18 protein-coding genes and 3 pseudogenes are annotated in these 15,416 nt (G+C 38.3%); 10 read left to right on the plus strand and 11 right to left on the minus strand.

Translation table 11 applies throughout. The annotated features are described in order from the left end of the window. Positions 1 to 243 precede the first annotated feature (243 nt). Positions 244 to 432 carry a hypothetical protein gene (locus ACQVGT_RS11185; protein WP_015383754.1) on the minus strand — a complete coding sequence of 63 codons (189 nt, stop codon included), beginning with the start codon at positions 430 to 432 and terminating at the stop codon, positions 244 to 246. A 37-nt stretch (positions 433 to 469) separates the two neighbouring features. Continuing rightward, positions 470 to 592, minus strand: a complete 123-nt coding sequence (locus tag ACQVGT_RS11190) for a hypothetical protein (protein ID WP_015483279.1) — start codon at positions 590 to 592, stop codon at positions 470 to 472. 149 nt (positions 593 to 741) lie between these two features. On the opposite strand from ACQVGT_RS11190, the gene ACQVGT_RS11195 reads away from it, so the two are divergent. Further along, positions 742 to 1,176, plus strand: coding sequence for an SRPBCC family protein (locus ACQVGT_RS11195; protein WP_015383753.1), 435 nt, complete (start codon positions 742 to 744; stop codon positions 1,174 to 1,176). Positions 1,177 to 1,238: 62 nt separating this feature from the next. On the opposite strand, the gene ACQVGT_RS11200 is transcribed toward ACQVGT_RS11195, so the two are convergent. Then, complete coding sequence (locus ACQVGT_RS11200) at positions 1,239 to 1,637, minus strand: YndA family protein (RefSeq protein ID WP_015483278.1); 399 nt, start codon at positions 1,635 to 1,637, stop codon at positions 1,239 to 1,241. A 16-nt stretch (positions 1,638 to 1,653) separates the two neighbouring features. After that, positions 1,654 to 1,815 (minus strand): annotated as a pseudogene (locus tag ACQVGT_RS11205) (hypothetical protein). A gap of 78 nt (positions 1,816 to 1,893) precedes the next feature. Here ACQVGT_RS11205 and tatAC point away from each other — a divergent pair. The 6 genes and pseudogenes from tatAC (at position 1,894) to ACQVGT_RS11235 (ending at position 5,769) form a co-directional block, all read left to right on the plus strand. After that, positions 1,894 to 2,082, plus strand: coding sequence for a twin-arginine translocase TatAC (gene tatAC / locus ACQVGT_RS11210; protein WP_003231634.1), 189 nt, complete (start codon positions 1,894 to 1,896; stop codon positions 2,080 to 2,082). 176 nt (positions 2,083 to 2,258) lie between these two features. After that, on the plus strand, positions 2,259 to 2,483 hold the full coding sequence (locus ACQVGT_RS11215; protein ID WP_015483277.1) for a hypothetical protein: 225 nt from the start codon (positions 2,259 to 2,261) through the stop codon (positions 2,481 to 2,483). A 244-nt stretch (positions 2,484 to 2,727) separates the two neighbouring features. Beyond that, positions 2,728 to 3,086: pseudogene (locus ACQVGT_RS11220) on the plus strand (YoqO family protein). A gap of 160 nt (positions 3,087 to 3,246) precedes the next feature. Then, positions 3,247 to 3,969: a YrpD family protein gene (locus ACQVGT_RS11225; protein ID WP_144052038.1), complete on the plus strand. Its 723-nt coding sequence runs from the start codon at positions 3,247 to 3,249 to the stop codon at positions 3,967 to 3,969. 42 nt (positions 3,970 to 4,011) lie between these two features. Beyond that, complete coding sequence (locus tag ACQVGT_RS11230; RefSeq protein WP_119123060.1) at positions 4,012 to 4,299, plus strand: hypothetical protein; 288 nt, start codon at positions 4,012 to 4,014, stop codon at positions 4,297 to 4,299. A gap of 117 nt (positions 4,300 to 4,416) precedes the next feature. Then, entirely contained in the window at positions 4,417 to 5,769 is a 1,353-nt protein-coding gene (locus tag ACQVGT_RS11235; RefSeq protein ID WP_015483274.1) for an IS1182 family transposase, read from the plus strand. 234 nt (positions 5,770 to 6,003) lie between these two features. On the opposite strand, the gene ACQVGT_RS11240 is transcribed toward ACQVGT_RS11235, so the two are convergent. After that, a complete protein-coding gene (locus ACQVGT_RS11240; RefSeq protein WP_046340238.1) occupies positions 6,004 to 6,843 on the minus strand; it encodes a thymidylate synthase in 840 nt (279 codons plus the stop codon). A 275-nt stretch (positions 6,844 to 7,118) separates the two neighbouring features. After that, positions 7,119 to 7,283 (minus strand): hypothetical protein, encoded by a 165-nt coding sequence (locus ACQVGT_RS11245; protein ID WP_144052037.1) that lies wholly within the window; start codon positions 7,281 to 7,283, stop codon positions 7,119 to 7,121. Positions 7,284 to 7,688: 405 nt separating this feature from the next. Between ACQVGT_RS11245 and cotU the strand changes: the two genes are divergently transcribed. Beyond that, a complete protein-coding gene (cotU, locus tag ACQVGT_RS11250; RefSeq protein WP_015483271.1) occupies positions 7,689 to 7,952 on the plus strand; it encodes a spore coat protein CotU in 264 nt (87 codons plus the stop codon). Positions 7,953 to 8,266: 314 nt separating this feature from the next. Here cotU and dutA read toward each other — a convergent pair whose 3' ends face one another. Further along, a complete protein-coding gene (dutA, locus tag ACQVGT_RS11255) occupies positions 8,267 to 8,701 on the minus strand; it encodes a dUTP diphosphatase DutA (protein ID WP_003245820.1) in 435 nt (144 codons plus the stop codon). A 29-nt stretch (positions 8,702 to 8,730) separates the two neighbouring features. Then, positions 8,731 to 9,192 (minus strand): DUF2691 family protein, encoded by a 462-nt coding sequence (locus ACQVGT_RS11260; protein ID WP_015383749.1) that lies wholly within the window; start codon positions 9,190 to 9,192, stop codon positions 8,731 to 8,733. 464 nt (positions 9,193 to 9,656) lie between these two features. Between ACQVGT_RS11260 and alr the strand changes: the two genes are divergently transcribed. Next, entirely contained in the window at positions 9,657 to 10,841 is a 1,185-nt protein-coding gene (alr, locus tag ACQVGT_RS11265; RefSeq protein WP_015483270.1) for an alanine racemase, read from the plus strand. 101 nt (positions 10,842 to 10,942) lie between these two features. Here the strand turns inward: alr and ACQVGT_RS11270 are convergent, their stop codons facing one another. Then, positions 10,943 to 12,358: a sugar porter family MFS transporter gene (locus ACQVGT_RS11270; RefSeq protein WP_015383747.1), complete on the minus strand. Its 1,416-nt coding sequence runs from the start codon at positions 12,356 to 12,358 to the stop codon at positions 10,943 to 10,945. 412 nt (positions 12,359 to 12,770) lie between these two features. Between ACQVGT_RS11270 and yncB the strand changes: the two genes are divergently transcribed. Beyond that, entirely contained in the window at positions 12,771 to 13,406 is a 636-nt protein-coding gene (gene yncB / locus ACQVGT_RS11275; protein ID WP_015383746.1) for an endonuclease YncB, read from the plus strand. Between the two features lie 214 nt (positions 13,407 to 13,620). On the opposite strand, the pseudogene ACQVGT_RS11280 reads toward yncB, so the two are convergent. Together ACQVGT_RS11280 and xylB are read right to left on the minus strand one after the other, a co-directional pair. After that, positions 13,621 to 13,786: pseudogene (locus tag ACQVGT_RS11280) on the minus strand (glycoside hydrolase family 11 protein); the annotation flags it as partial. Between the two features lie 104 nt (positions 13,787 to 13,890). After that, positions 13,891 to 15,390 (minus strand): xylulokinase, encoded by a 1,500-nt coding sequence (gene xylB / locus ACQVGT_RS11285; RefSeq protein WP_015383744.1) that lies wholly within the window; start codon positions 15,388 to 15,390, stop codon positions 13,891 to 13,893. Positions 15,391 to 15,416 lie beyond the last annotated feature (26 nt).

Here is a 15,416-nt window from a genome sequence, read left to right on the forward strand (position 1 = left end):
GAACGAGAAATACAACTAACGCTTGAAACCACACATTCCAGTCAGTAAGTGTTGATATCATGTTATCCATCTGTCAGTTCCCCTCTCTCTATAGGATTATTTTTCCCGTATACCTATTTTTTATGTTCGTCTTTTTTCTCAATAAAAAAAGCATGATGAACATTTCATCATGCTTTTAAAGAAATCAACCTGACCATTTTGCATAATTAACACAAAATGAGCCTTTTAGCAGTCTGGGATAAACTAAAATTCCAGCTTGAAGCTTTCTTCCTGATCTGAAACTTCCACAGGAATCCCCATTATCGTTTTCGGTTTGGAAACGTAAACAAAGCGCATTTCTTCCTCTAATTGCTGAAACGCTTTTTCACTAACTATAATTCTGGCCGGCTTCCCTGGACTGTTATCAATGGCTGCTTTGATTTTTCCAAGCATAAAAAACCTCCTGTTTTAGAAAATGGCTCATTTACTATTAAAACAAAAATCGCAAAATAAATTGGCTGAGCAGGAATTCCAGTTCAAACATAACAGTTGCGGCTGAGCAAACAAGCATGAAAGACATGACAACATACACATCTCTCTCTTTCTCGCGCATACAGAATTCTCCCATTCACAGATCAGACTGGCGACTGACACGCTGTTCAACAGCAGCTCTAGCATAAATAATGCACGCTGTGGACATGATCTTATTAGTTATTATATGATTGAATTGAAAAAAACATCATATGTCAAGAGGTAAAAGCAATGGCTCAAAACAACGAAAACGCATTACCGGATATTACAAAAAGCATTACCCTGGAGGCTCCCATTCAGAAAGTCTGGGAGACAGTCTCTACTTCAGAAGGCATTGCCAAGTGGTTTATGCCCAATGACTTTCAGCTCAAAGAAGGACAAGAATTTCACTTACAATCACCGTTTGGGCCGTCCCCTTGTAAAGTTTTGGCTGTTCAAGCTCCAACTGAACTTTCTTTTGAATGGGATACAGAAGGATGGGTCGTTACCTTTCAATTAGAAGACTTGGGGGAAAAGACAGGGTTTACCCTTATTCACAGCGGCTGGAAAGAGCCGATTGAAGTGATCGGCAAAGCAAACGAGAAAAGCTCCTTCGTTCGCGGCAAGATGGATGGCGGCTGGACTGGCATTGTAAATGAACGGCTTCGTAAGGCTGTCGAAGAATAAAAAAGAGAGGTATCTCTCTTTTTTGTTTTTTTCCAAGGGTTATACTTCACAATTTGAGTCCATCAATCATAAAACGTAACAGTTTTAGATTTACCAGAGTAATCGGTAACAAAGAACTCGGCCTTGTTATTGCTCCCATCTACAAATTTTCCAATACTGTCAAATGTGTGGCATTCTCCGGGTGAAAAATAGTTTGCCCCTACATAATCATCAGGATTGTCACCGGGATCATCCTCATATAAGTGCAGTGAGACAGAAAAAGGAGTGCTTCCTGAAAGGCACACTCTAAAATCTCCTCCGGTTGAGTATACCGTCGGACTTGAGTAAGTATATGTGTAAGTCCCCAACTTATCCCACTCTCCAGCCCCCGCAGTTCCGGCTTTTTCTGCTTGTGCCGTTAATGGAAAAACCGCAGCCAACCCTAAAACAGACAAAAATCCAACTACCTTAGTGAATCTCATCAGCTACACCACTCCTCTATTTCAATGATAGCCGCAGATACGTTTGTATCATTTCCGGCAGAGCTAACACATAATTGATCCAGCCTGCCTCCCTGCTTATTAGGCAGGTGGCATTGGACATTATATTCAGCAGCAGCCGTTTTATGAATTCGCCTTTGTCTGGTTTTAAAATGTTCAAAATAAATGCATTCCCATTTGTACTGCTATCTCTTATAATTTGTTTAAAAGGTTGTACTTCAATCAGGGGGAAAAGGATATGGAATTAAGCTTCACAAAAATACTCGTTATTTTGTTTGTGGGTTTTTTAGTATTTGGGCCTGATAAACTGCCGGCGCTTGGCCGTGCAGCAGGAAAAGCCTTATCAGAATTTAAACAAGCAACAAGCGGACTGACTCAGGATATCAGAAAAAATGACTCAGAAAACAAAGAAGATAAACAAATGTAGGATAAATCGTTTGGGCCGATGAAAAATCGGCTCTTTATTTTGATTTGTTTTTGTGTCATCTGTCTTTTTTTTTATCATTTGGACAGCCCTTTTTTCCTTCTATGATTTTAACTGTCCAAGCCGCAAAATCTACTCGCCGTATAATAAAGCGTAGTAAAAATAAAGGAGGAGTATATATGGGTTATTACAAAAAATACAAAGAAGAGTATTATACGGTCAAAAAAACGTATTATAAGAAGTATTACGAATATGATAAAAAATACTATGATCACCATGATAAAAAATATTATGACTGTGATTACGACAAAAAATATGATGACTATGATAAAAAATATTATGATCACGATAAAAAAGACTATGATTATGTTGTAGAGTATAAAAAGCATAAAAAACACTACTAAACGCCATTAACATCTCCTCGTTTTTACTTTCCCCCGGCTATTGCCGGGTCTTTTTTGTTTGTGCACTATATGTATATTTCTGAAGCTTCTCTTTCTATGAAAACCTTGATGACTGAATCTAAAAAAGAATAATGAATATTTAGTACATAGTTTAGTTAGTTCATAAGTGAGCGCATTCAGTTTATGCAGTTACAAAGAAACTTTTATAAATTCTTTGAGGATCATACATAAAAGGAGAGGTTTTTTGTATAGAAACATCGTATTTTATCTCATTTTACTTTGTCTATTTATATCAGTTGTCATGAAAAGCTTCGAGGTGATAAGAACAATAGCTAATGTTATCTGCTTTGTTTTCGTATTGCTGTATTTTAAAGATGAAATGAAAACATACTCGCGTAAAGCGTTAGTAATCCTAAGTATTTGTTTTCTTTTCTTAGTCGGTATCTGTGCTTTTAATCATTTTACAAGGACAGACATTGATGAAACGTCACCTCTTTTTTACAGGCTGGGAAACGATAGCGGGCATCCCTTTTAATGATCGTTTCTTTAAGCATTTGTACTTTTATTTTGAAGAAAATTTCAAATTGGTTAAAACGATTGTGATCTCATTTTTTCCTCTGATAAAGGTATATAGCTTTCAGATTAGCGAAGCGGTTCGTCCCTTACTTCACTCAAAATGAAATATTTTGTCGATTTATATACATCAATCCAGTTCCAAAATAAGGTATAATAAATGGCGAAACCACTATCAAAAGGGGGAATTTTGATGAAAAAAGTATTGATTGCAGGTGCAGTAGGAACAGCAGTTCTTTTCGGAACCCTTTCATCAGGTATACCAGGCTTACCAGCGGCAGACGCTCAAGTCGCAAAAGCAGCATCCCAGCTGCCTAACGGAATCGGCGGCCGTGCCTACCTGAACAGTACGGGCGCCGTTTTTACAGCTAAAATCACGCTTCCTGAAACTGTCAAAAATAACGACTCGGTCTCTACTCCCTATATTTATTCAGGCTTTAGGGCATCAAGCGGAACTGAAGCCGATATCGGGCTTCAGTACAGCAAACAATACAACGTCTGGAAGCCCCTCATGAAGGTTGGGTCCAAAAATGAAGAAACGTACATCGAAGGAAAAGATAAATTCACATACAATAAAGGCTTCCGCCCTGGAAGCACAGTCCAAATGACAATCTATAAAAATTTAAGCGGCAATACGCGCATGACCCTTTGGGGAACGAACAATGACGGCTACACCGGAAGGATTATCACAGAAATTCAAGGAACCAACATCGGCACGATTTCAAAATGGAAAACCCTTGCTACCGCGGCTGTTTCGTATGAAAGCCAGCGTGATGCGATCAAAGCAACCTTTTCGACATCTTTTAACAACATCACAATCGACAATAAAGCCGTCACTCCTGTGGTAGATACACAGGATTTCGCAAAGGTTTCAGTTGCAGGAAATAACGTTACGATCTCTGTTAATAAATAAACGAAGCAGCAAAAAGCCGCCAGCATTGTCTGGCGGTTTTCCTTGGAGCATACTGGTCATAGTTCGTTTCTTCAGCTCTTTTGTTTAAACCTAACTTTAATAAGGGTGGAAATTGGTATGAAATATGAAAAAACAAGTCTTTTTGGAATGATTTTAGTTATTGTAGCACTTCTAATATCTATATATTTTATGTGTAATACAAATGCGTTGATACCTGCTGGATATGATCTAGCTATTCATGGAATTGTAATATCTAGAACTGTAATGATTGCTTTTACTTTGTATTTAGTTTCAAAGTTAGGATATTTTCTTCTGAATAAAAAAGATTAACTGTAGAGTTAATCTTCAGGCTGTCGAGAAAATCTCGACAGCCTTTATTTTTTCTTAAAATATCCATTCTTCTGTAATAAAATAAAAGAAAGACTTCAAAAGGACGGTGTCTTTCCCATGTTCCACACAAGAAATTCTTCTCAAAACGCAGCCGAATTTGTTCTTCTCGACCAACTTGTCGAAGAGGATCATCTGCTTCGAAAAATCGATAAATACATAGACTTCTCTTTTATCATTGAAAAGGTTAAGCCTTACTACAGTGAAAACAAAGGCCGCCCCTCACTTGATCCGCTGATTTTATTCAAAATGATGTTTATCGGATACCTCTATGGTATCCGTTCAGAAAGACAGCTCGAAAAAGAAATTTACTACAATATGGCGTACAGATGGTTTCTCGGATTGAACATAAACGATCCAGTTCCGCACCACTCCACCATCAGCTGGAACAGACGCACACGTTTTAAAGATACAACCATCTTCCAAGATATTTTTGATGAGATCGCTCTTCAGGCCATCAATCATGACATGGTGGGCGGACGTGTCCTATTCACCGATTCCACTCACCTTAAAGCCAATGCCAACAAGCATAAATACACAAGAAAAACGATTGAACAGGATACACAAAACTATATCAAAGATTTAAATGAAGCCATCCAAGAAGATCGAGAGGAACACGGAAAAAAGCCACTAATAGTCAAAGAGGAGGTGAAAGCTGAAAAAGAGATCCGCCACAGTACAACTGATCCCGAAAGTGGATATCTGTATCGCGAAAACAAACCAGAAGGTTTTTTCTATTTAGATCACTGCACAACGGATATGAAATACAACATTATCACCGATGCCCACGTCACACCGGGAAATCTCCATGATTCTGTGCCTTATCTTGACCGATTAGATCACCAAATCGCACGATTTGGTTTTCAAGTAGAAGCTGTCGCCCTTGATTCCGGATATTTAACAGCTCCTATCTGTAAAGGATTATCTGACCGTCATATTTTTGGCGTCATTGCCCACAGACGATATCACCCTACTAGAGGCTTGTTTCCAAAATGGAAATTTCATTACGACATTGAAAAAGACAGGTACATTTGCCCGAACCAGCAAACACTCACATACTCAACAACTGACCGAAAAGGATACAGGTCATATAAATCAAATCCTGAAACATGTTCCTCATGCCCTTTTCTTGAAAACTGCACAAAATCAAAAAAACATCAGAAAGTCATCACCCGGCATGTATGGGAAGACCACAAAGAAAAGATCAGGCAAAATCGCTTGTCTGTTTCAGGAAAAAACCTCTACAAAAAAAGAAAAGAAAAAATAGAGCGAAGCTTTGCAGATTCAAAACAACTGCACGGGCTTCGCTATTGCAGGTTGAGGGGAAAACGGAATGTGAGCGAACAAGTTCTCCTCACAGCCGCATGCCAGAACATGAAGAAGATTGCCACATACCTAGCCAAGCAGAGCTAGGTATGTGGGAGCTCTTTTTCTGTTTTTGAAATCAGCTGAAAATCTAAAGAAACAGCACACAACAAAAAAGCTTGTAGAAAAAACATCGTTTTCTCTACAAGCTGAAGATTAACTGTAGAGTTAATCTTTTTTATGTATTATACGTGTTTGTCCTTCAATTTTTATTCATCTTCCAGATTGCTTAATGAAATTAGGATACCTGCTATCTATTCACTGCACAATAAAAAGGCAGCATTAAACCGCTACCTCAAATAAAAGCTTGTCCCCATGTTTATAGTTGATTAACTTGAAATCATCAATGGTAAAGTCATAAAAATCTTTGACTTCAGGATTGATCCATAGTTCAGGTGCTTCAAACTGTTCTCTTTCCATTTGAATTTTCAAATTGTCTATATGACGTGTGTAAACATGGCAATCCCCAATGTTAAAGATATATTCACCAAGCTCATAACCAGTCACTTGAGCAATCATGCGCTGCAACACATTGTACTGGAATACATTGAATGGATTCCCCAACGCCATGTCATTGCTCCGTGCTCTTACCTCAAGGTGGAGCTTACCTTGCTTCACATACCATTGAGTTTCGTATACACATGGCGTTAAGGCCATTGCGTCTAAATCATCAGGATTCCACAGCATTGTAATGTGTCTGCGTGAAGACGGGTTGTTCTTCAATTGATGAAGAAGATAATCAACCTGATCCACTTTTTCTCCATTTAGACTTCTGTTTTTCTTCCCCAGCTGAAATCCATATGCATGTCCGATGGTGCCGTCTTCTTGTTTCCACTGATCCCAAATATGTACGCCCATCTTGTTTAAATCATTAACATCATTAGATTTCAGCTGCCAAATCCAGAGCAACTCTTTAATGGCTGTTTTCCAGGCAACCTTTTTTGTCGTTAAAATCGGAACCTCTGAGTTGTCGAATCTCATTTGCTTACTGATTACACTTAGAGTATGTGCCGGTGTTCCATCTGAGTCCCACTTGGTTCTCACATCAAACTCTTCGTCTGAGATTCCATTATTGATAATATCCTTTATAATTGAATTGTATTGTTTATCGAATTGCGTCATAACTATTCATATCCTTCTTTCATTTTCAGTTGCTAAGCATAATTTATTACGAATGCAATATTATCGCAAATACTAAGCACTCGCAGATAAAGTGAGGATCTTATTCCACTCACTGTGTGTTTAAAGAGGAGTTAATCCCCCCCTCTTTTACACCTGTATTTCCCCATAACATAGTCTGTCACATAGCTCATAGTTACCGCCAGTTTGGTACATACACCGTTGATAACATTGTTGAGGATTATAAGAAATGGTTTGATATTGCGGCATATAAAAATTCAAATAGTTAGGTGTTTGTGTATACCAAATTGGAAATTGTCTAAACACATTAAATCCTCCAATAGCTTTTTCTGATTTAATGCATTGTATTTTACCTCAATATCAATTGTCAGTTGTCCATGTGCAATTGGGCTTTCTTTAAAATAAATTCTCTCTAATTTCATTCATTTGATCATTAACAACTTTTTTATGATATTTGGCAGCGGTTCATACCTTATATGATCCATTTCTAACCGGTTTTGCTGCTTGTTTTTGATGTCTAACTTTAAATCCTTCCAAAAGCAGTGTGAAAAATCACATCATAGATCTCTTGAATCTTAACCATAACGTTCAAATATTCTTCAATGAGAAAGTCCCTTTTTACGTATATTAATCTTCTCTATATACTTTACTATTATTTTACAGTGATTGAGTGCTCTCTCTCGCTCTTATTTTCATAAACAGCTATCCGTTTTGTTTTTCAGAAAGTGTTTTAAACAGCCTCTTTTTACTATTCTTATTTCATTTGACCATACCATATCATTTAAACTTCATAAACTAAATTCGAATAAAATAAAGGAGGAATTTAATTGGGTTATTATAAAAAATATAAAGAAGAGTATTACACTTGGAAAAAAACATATTACAAAAAGTATTACGACAATGATAAGAAGCATTATGATTGCGACAAAAAGTATTATGATCATGATAAAAAACATTATGATTACGACAAAAAGTATTATGACCATGATAAAAAATATTACGATGATCACGATTATCATTACGAAAAAAAGTATCATGATGACGATGATCATTATTATGATTTTGTCGAATCATATAAAAAACATCACTAAATCTCTTAAACGTCTATTTATTCCCCGGCGACATACCGGGGGCTTTTTTATGATATTTATCGACGATACTCAGATTTTTTTGTGAAGTCTTATGTCTCATTTCATCTTATATTTTGAACTTGTCTCATGGCTGCTGTAAATTCAATTATTAATGAACACATGTCATTTAACTTGGCTTATTATTAGTGGCATTACTAGTTTGTAGTTGCCTTCCCCTACTTATAAAAATTTAGATAAAAGTATTTCTTTGTACCTTGGCTGAAACCTCCATTGATCAATCACACAGCATGAAGACAGCCAAGGATTTATTTTGTTTACTTAGTACCTGTTGAACCGAGTCCTCCTCTATCCTCGTTTCCCAAATGCTCGACTTCAACCAATTCAACCGCCGGCATTTTCTTCATGATTCTAAACTGACAAATACGATCACCCTTCTTAATTTCAGTATCACGCAATGCATAAGCAGGAAAGAACCAGAAATCGTTGTCACCCTTATATGACTCATCGATAACACCCATTGAATTTGTTTGAATAACGCCAAAGTTCTTATATGTACTTGAACGAGGGACGACATGTGCTTCGTAACCTTCAGGCAGCTCCATTGCAACACCTAATGGGACAAGCTTAAATTCATCTTTTTTGATTGTTACATCTTCAGCTGCCCGAAGATCAATCCAGTCTCCCTGCTCAATTTTGCTGATTCTTGTTTGTGTTTCATCTAGATACTTGATTTTAATTTGCATTGTCATGTACTAGCTCCTTTAATTTTTATTGACTATCATACAGTAAGGCTTGTTCTTGTGTCATTTTCATCAGTTATAAATTGAACGTCTTCAAAATCATTCTGTAAAGCATTGAAGTAAAGTTTTTCAATGAATTTTTTGTTTTTACAGTAAATCGAAACGTAGCTATTATCTGCTATCAAAAGGACAAGTTCGCAATCACTGTCAGCAAACTCTTCATATGAATTGACTTGATTAACCATTTTTCCATATGGAAATGCTTTCAGTTCAACGAAAATGGTATAGTACTGATTCGTTTTTAATTGTTGCTCAAAAACTGCCCCTTCAACAATTGCGTAGTCATGAAAAAGCTCCTCATCATCGAGCTCTCCTTCTACAACAAAATAAGATTCCCCACTCGTTTGCCACCTATAATTAGCTATTTCTACCGGCTGCAGTATTCTCCATAGAAAATTTCCATATTCATTCGGTATTTGAAAACTAACTCCCCTATTCATGTATACCCCTTACTTAAACGATTTTTGTGAATACGAGTTTAATTATATACTCTAATGTTAGGTTTATGGAACAAGGAATCGACTGCCTTTTCAACCGATTATCTTTTACAGAATTTCCTCAGCCCTTCTCATTTAAAAGGTTCTTCCAATGTTCATAACAACGGTAAGTATTTCCTGATTAGATTTCTCGTTATCATCTACCCTTAGAAAAAAATGTCCCAAAACAAATAATCATTTTTGTAATCCTCGGTCGCCGTACCCATTAACACCCCACTTACAAGCCTCATGTATCCCGTACTTGCTATTATTCGAATATTGATAGGCACCTTCTCGTATCACATGGATTTGCTGTTGAATGATTTCAAATAAAGTTGAATAAAATAAGATCGAATCATCCAACAATTAACATTTGCTCTTGCGGCAATAGGTGGTATTTATAATCCATAAGAAGGAAGGAAGCGTTGATGATAAAGCTTTGCCGAGAAGTTTGGATCGAAGTCAATCTTGATGCCGTTAAAAAGAATTTGCGAGCGATCCGCCGTCATATTCCACATAAGAGCAAAATAATGGCTGTCGTAAAAGCGAACGGTTATGGTCACGGGTCTATAGAAGTGGCACGCCATGCACTGGAACACGGGGCGAGTGAGCTCGCTGTTGCCAGTGTGGAAGAAGGAATCGTTTTACGAAAAGCTGGGATTACAGCACCTATCCTTGTGCTTGGTTTTACATCCCTTAGTTGTGTAAAGAAGTCAGCAGCTTGGAATATAACATTATCAGCATTTCAGGTTGATTGGATAAAAGAAGCAAACAAGATATTGGAAAAAGAAGCGAGTGCTAACCGGCTGGCCATTCATATTAACGTGGATACCGGCATGGGACGATTAGGTGTACGCACAAAGGAAGAACTTTTAGAAGTAGTGAAAGCCTTAAAGGCAAGTAAATTCCTCAGATGGACAGGGATTTTCACACATTTTTCGACAGCTGATGAACCGGACACAACACTCACAAAGCTGCAGCACGAAAAATTCATCAGTTTTCTCAGCTTTTTAAAAAAACAGGGGATTGAGCTGCCCACCGTGCATATGTGCAACACGGCTGCAGCTATCGCATTTCCGGAATTTAGCGCTGATATGATCCGTTTAGGTATCGGCTTATATGGTTTATATCCTTCAGCCTATATTAAACAACTAAATCTCGTTAAGCTTGAACCTGCGTTAAGTTTAAAGGCACGCATCGCTTATGTGAAAACCATGCGGACAGAACCCCGAACCGTTAGCTATGGTGCTACATACGTCGCAGAACCTAATGAAGTCATTGCTACACTCCCGATTGGCTATGCTGACGGCTATTCTCGCGCCCTTTCCAATCGGGGGTTTGTTCTTCATCGCGGAAAACGAGTGCCAGTGGCGGGAAGAGTAACAATGGATATGATCATGGTCAGTTTAGGAGAAAACGGTGAAGGTAAACAAGGAGAAGAAGTCGTGATTTACGGTAAGCAAAAAGGAGCCGAGATTTCCGTTGATGAAGTGGCTGAAATGCTCAATACGATTAACTATGAAGTCGTGTCTACATTAAGCCGCCGCATCCCTCGTTTTTATATAAGAGATGGCGAGATTTTTAAAGTATCAACTCCAGTATTATACGTGTAGAACATCTTAAAATGCTGAATCAAAATCCCTCTACCAGAGGGATTTTGTTTTTTCTGAAACTAAAAAAATTCCTCCTATAAGAAGAGAGATTTTCAACATATTTATACCTCAATAATTGATTGTTCAGGAGTATTATGATCGTGTCGAGAACGAAAATGCTCTTCTAATTCTTCAAGTGTACGCCCCTTTGTTTCCGGCATGAATTTGTATACAAAACCGATTGCCAATACACCTAAAGCCACAAATATAAAGAATGTAAAAGACAAACCTACAGAGCTAAGCAAGATCGGGAAAGCAAAACCGATCACAAAGTTTAATATCCAAAGGAAAAAAACACTTATCCCAGAACCAAGTCCTCTTAACCTTTGAGGGAATATTTCCGCTATGACAAGCCAAGTCACAGGTCCTACACACCCTTGCATAAAGGCAAGAAATAAAACGGTCAAAGAAAGCACTACATAAGGAAGTGCCATAGATCCATCAAGCACAATTGAGAAAATCGCAATCAATAGGAGAGCTGTAGTCGTCCCCGCCAAACCAATCAATAATATTGGACGCCGTCTCACTTTCCCGACCAGCCAAATCCCAAATATAACTGCAATAACTGATATCAGCCCATTTCCAATATTAGCGATTAAAGCCGCTTTTGTACCAAAACCAGATTCTTTAAGAATTTGTGTGCCATAATACATAATCGAGTTCACACCTGTAATTTGATTCACGATGGCAACACCGATTCCAATCCATAAAAGACGGCGCAGCCATGGTGTAGAAAAGTCCTTGAGTGATGCCTTTTCTAGTGTTGTATCTTTTTCTACCGCTTCTTGAATTTCTCTACATTCAGCTTCTGCACGTTTATCTTCTCGAATTTGTTTAAGAACACGCAGCGCCTCACTGTTTTTGCCTTTGGAGATTAGCCATCGCGGGCTTTCTGGTACCTTAAGCATACTGGCAAATAACATGATAGCCGGAACAGCACAAATGACTAGCATGTATCTCCAAACATGTCCCGTATTTGCCATTGTTACACCGAGGATCGCATTAAAAACATATGCTAAAAATTGCCCGCCAACAATCATTAGTTCATTTTGGGTTACCATACGCCCTCTCTTTTCATGCGGTGCCATTTCTGCTAAAAAGGCCGGCACCATCGCCGAGGCTCCTCCAACAGCCAGCCCCAGTAAAAAACGAAAGGCCGCCATGATGAAAACATTAGGTGCTAACGCTGTTCCCAGTGATGCCAGGAAAAATAAAAAGGAAAGATTAAGGATCATTTTACGTCGGCCATATCGATCAGCCAATCTTCCGCATAACAACGCTCCAAATGCGGCACCTAATAAAAGAATACTCGTAACAAGCCCTTCTGTAACCGGTGTTAAATCAAGCTGATCTGGCCTTGCCATAAAAGGTAAAGCTCCATTTATAACTCCGGTGTCATATCCAAAGAGAAGACCTCCAAAAGTTGCTGAAATCATTATTAATTTCAACCTTCGATTTCGATGTTCATTCATATCCATTTCCCCTGCCTTTATTAAGTATACTTAATAAGCTCTTTCAGTGTGGATATTGAGTCAAAACTAAAGTCATCTCTATCTTAGATTTTCGCCTCTGGATTTGTAACCGTTTACATTTTTAGACAGTAGAATAAACCTAAGCTATTAGTTGTTATGTTGTAGTAATGTTTTTGTCACATCATTGTCATTTCTCATATTATCATAATTCCAAAAGCATTTTCAGTCAATATTATTTTCAGGATTATTTATTTCCGCTATGTGATGGTGATGTTTTGATCATCTCGTTGTGAAGTTAACTATTGGCAATTTGAGTGTTATAAGTTCCCTTGAAGTTTTCCATTCACAAAAAATGTCCATATCGTTATAATGATGATGTTTAATCGCGAAAAGAGAAAATGATAAAGAGGGAATCAATATGAAGAAGATTTTGATCAGTATGATCGCAATCGTTTTAAGTATTACTTTGGCAGCTTGCGGATCAAATCACGCAGCCAAAAACCATTCAGATTCTAATGGGACGGAGCAAGTCTCTCAAGATACTCAATCTAATGAATATAATCAGACAGAACAAAAGGCCGGCACGCCTCATTCAAAAAAGCAGAAGAAATTGGTCAATGTTACATTAGACAGAGCAATAGATGGAGATACGATTAAGGTTATTTACAACGGAAAGAAAGACACAGTTCGCTACTTGCTCATTGATACACCTGAGACGAAGAAACCAAATTCTTGTGTTCAACCATACGGTGAGGATGCGTCGAAACGAAATAAAGAATTGGTCAACAGCGGTAAGCTACAGCTGGAATTTGATAAAGGCGATCGCAGAGATAAGTATGGAAGACTGTTAGCATACGTTTATGTTGACGGCAAATCTGTTCAAGAGACATTATTGAAAGAGGGATTGGCCAGAGTAGCATATGTATATGAGCCTAACACAAAATACATAGACCAATTCAGACTAGATGAGCAAGAAGCAAAATCAGATAAACTGTCAATTTGGAGTAAGAGCGGTTATGTGACGAACAGAGGATTTAATGGCTGTGTGAAATAGAAAAACACTGTTTGTTAAAAAAAGCAGCAAACCTAGCAGAATGCAGTTTCCAAAGAATGAGAAAGAGATGATGGCGTGTCTAGTTTCCATTCTGCTTATCAAGCTAAAATCATGCAACTAGCCTGTAAAATTTCCGCTGTATAGTAACAATAAAAAACACCCCTTCACGTCAATGTGAGGGGGTTATTTGTGTGTAAACATCCTTCCTATTTCATCATAAATCAAGAGATCCCTCTACCGTCGTTAGCGCGGTTTCATACATCTTACCCATTGGCATTCCTAAGCTTCCCCACTTCTTGAAGTGTTCGCTGACAGAATACGATTCCGCTCGTTCGTTTTGTCTGCTGGACACTCCAATACTGTTTAAAGGTTGCGATACCTTGTTCTCACCATCTTTTCAAAAGAAGGCAGCCATGTCATCAAAGGCCTTTGATGATGATTGATCATTAATTGTTTTTCGGTTGATCTCCGGACAATAACATCATTAGTTTTTTCGAAAGCTCTTCAAAGCTGTATTGAGATCCTTTGTGTGAGTGTAAATGTTCTTATACAAATCAAATAGTGTTTTATATTTTTGAACATTTTGCGCCTTTGGATAAAATGCAGCAGCCTCACGAATGAACTGCTCTGCACATTCTTCAAGGGATTCAAACCAACCGCTTCCAAAGGCAGCCAGCATTGCAGCTCCCATAGCTGGCCCTTGTTCATTTTCTAACTTAATCACCCTCGCATTGAAAATATCAGCTTGCATTTGCAGCCACGTATCATTTTTAGCTCCCCCACCAATAGAAACAACAGTATGAACTGATTTTCCCGCTTCGCGGAATAACTCAATTGATTCATGTAAAGAGAATGTAATACCTTCCATTATTGCCCTCAAAAAGTGCTTTCTATTGTGGGCTCCATCCATTCCGATCAAGCTTCCCCGAATAGAAGAATCAGCATGCGGCGTTCTTTCACCAACCAAATAAGGAGTGTATAGCAGTCCATTAGCTCCTATCGGAATAGCTTCCACTCCCTGCAATAATTGCTCAAACGATTCGTTTGGTGCAAACGTTCTTTTAAACCAGTCCAAGCTGTATCCTGCAGCGAGCGTGACGCCCATCGTATAAAAAGAATCCTTTTTTCCATGATTAAAAAAGTGGATTTTCCCTTTAAAGTCTCTTTCTTTTTCTTCTTCGTAGGAAAGGATGACCCCTGAGGTCCCAATACTGCATAAAGTTTTTCCGGAAGAAAGGATACCTGCTCCAATAGCGCCGCAAGCATTATCTGCTCCCCCAGCGTACACTTTTGTTTTTTCTAATAGCCCGGTCTTCGCGGCAACGTGCGGAAGCAGCGATCCTACACAATCATGAGATTCAACAAGCGGAGGACAAATATCTGCAGAAATACCAATTTGATTGCAAATATCATTGCTCCACTCCTTGCGGGTAATATGTAAAAGTAAAGTTCCTGCTGCATCGGAGTATTCGGTGTGAATGGCACCGGTCATACGGAATCGCACATAGTCTTTCGGAAGCAAAAACACAGCAGTTTTTTTAAAAAGTTCAGGTTCATGTTCCTTTACCCATAACATTTTAGGTAATGTAAACCCTTCTAAAACACGGTTTTTTGTGATGTCAAGAAGATGATCGCCAAATTTCTCGGTCATCCTTATACATTGAGGCGTTGTTCTGGTATCATTCCAAAGAATTGCATTACGTAACACCTGACGATCTTGGTCAAGCAGTACTAATCCATGCATTTGTCCCGAATAGCTTATCCCGTCAATATCCTTGGCTTGAACATTGGATATAGAAACCAATTCAGCCAATGCTTCAATTGTTTGCTGCACCCATTCTTCAGGATTTTGCTCACTATATCCCGCCCTCTCTTGGATGAGCGGATACCTTTTGGACGTTTCTGCACAAACCTTGCCGTTTTGGTTAACTAAAATGGTTTTAACAGCACTCGTTCCAAGATCTATTCCAATGACATACTTCATTTTTTCACTCCTTGCCCTTTTAAAAA

It is taken from the genome of Bacillus sp. SCT118, assembly GCF_058566435.1.

Bases quoted from the DNA above. Each gene is read 5' to 3' on its own strand.
- ACQVGT_RS11245 (WP_144052037.1), bottom strand. From the start codon at position 7,283: ATGAAATTAGAGAGAATTTATTTTAAAGAAAGCCCAATTGCACATGGA.
- ACQVGT_RS11240 (WP_046340238.1), bottom strand. From the start codon at position 6,843: ATGACGCAATTCGATAAACAATACAATTCAATTATAAAGGATATTATC.
- ACQVGT_RS11260 (WP_015383749.1), bottom strand. From the start codon at position 9,192: ATGAATAGGGGAGTTAGTTTTCAAATACCGAATGAATATGGAAATTTT.
- yncB (WP_015383746.1), top strand. From the start codon at position 12,771: ATGAAGAAGATTTTGATCAGTATGATCGCAATCGTTTTAAGTATTACT.
- xylB (WP_015383744.1), bottom strand. From the start codon at position 15,390: ATGAAGTATGTCATTGGAATAGATCTTGGAACGAGTGCTGTTAAAACC.
- ACQVGT_RS11185 (WP_015383754.1), bottom strand. From the start codon at position 432: ATGCTTGGAAAAATCAAAGCAGCCATTGATAACAGTCCAGGGAAGCCG.
- ACQVGT_RS11270 (WP_015383747.1), bottom strand. From the start codon at position 12,358: ATGGATATGAATGAACATCGAAATCGAAGGTTGAAATTAATAATGATT.
- alr (WP_015483270.1), top strand. From the start codon at position 9,657: ATGATAAAGCTTTGCCGAGAAGTTTGGATCGAAGTCAATCTTGATGCC.
- tatAC (WP_003231634.1), top strand. From the start codon at position 1,894: ATGGAATTAAGCTTCACAAAAATACTCGTTATTTTGTTTGTGGGTTTT.
- ACQVGT_RS11215 (WP_015483277.1), top strand. From the start codon at position 2,259: ATGGGTTATTACAAAAAATACAAAGAAGAGTATTATACGGTCAAAAAA.
- ACQVGT_RS11200 (WP_015483278.1), bottom strand. From the start codon at position 1,637: ATGAGATTCACTAAGGTAGTTGGATTTTTGTCTGTTTTAGGGTTGGCT.
- ACQVGT_RS11235 (WP_015483274.1), top strand. From the start codon at position 4,417: ATGTTCCACACAAGAAATTCTTCTCAAAACGCAGCCGAATTTGTTCTT.
- ACQVGT_RS11190 (WP_015483279.1), bottom strand. From the start codon at position 592: ATGCGCGAGAAAGAGAGAGATGTGTATGTTGTCATGTCTTTCATGCTT.
- dutA (WP_003245820.1), bottom strand. From the start codon at position 8,701: ATGACAATGCAAATTAAAATCAAGTATCTAGATGAAACACAAACAAGA.
- ACQVGT_RS11195 (WP_015383753.1), top strand. From the start codon at position 742: ATGGCTCAAAACAACGAAAACGCATTACCGGATATTACAAAAAGCATT.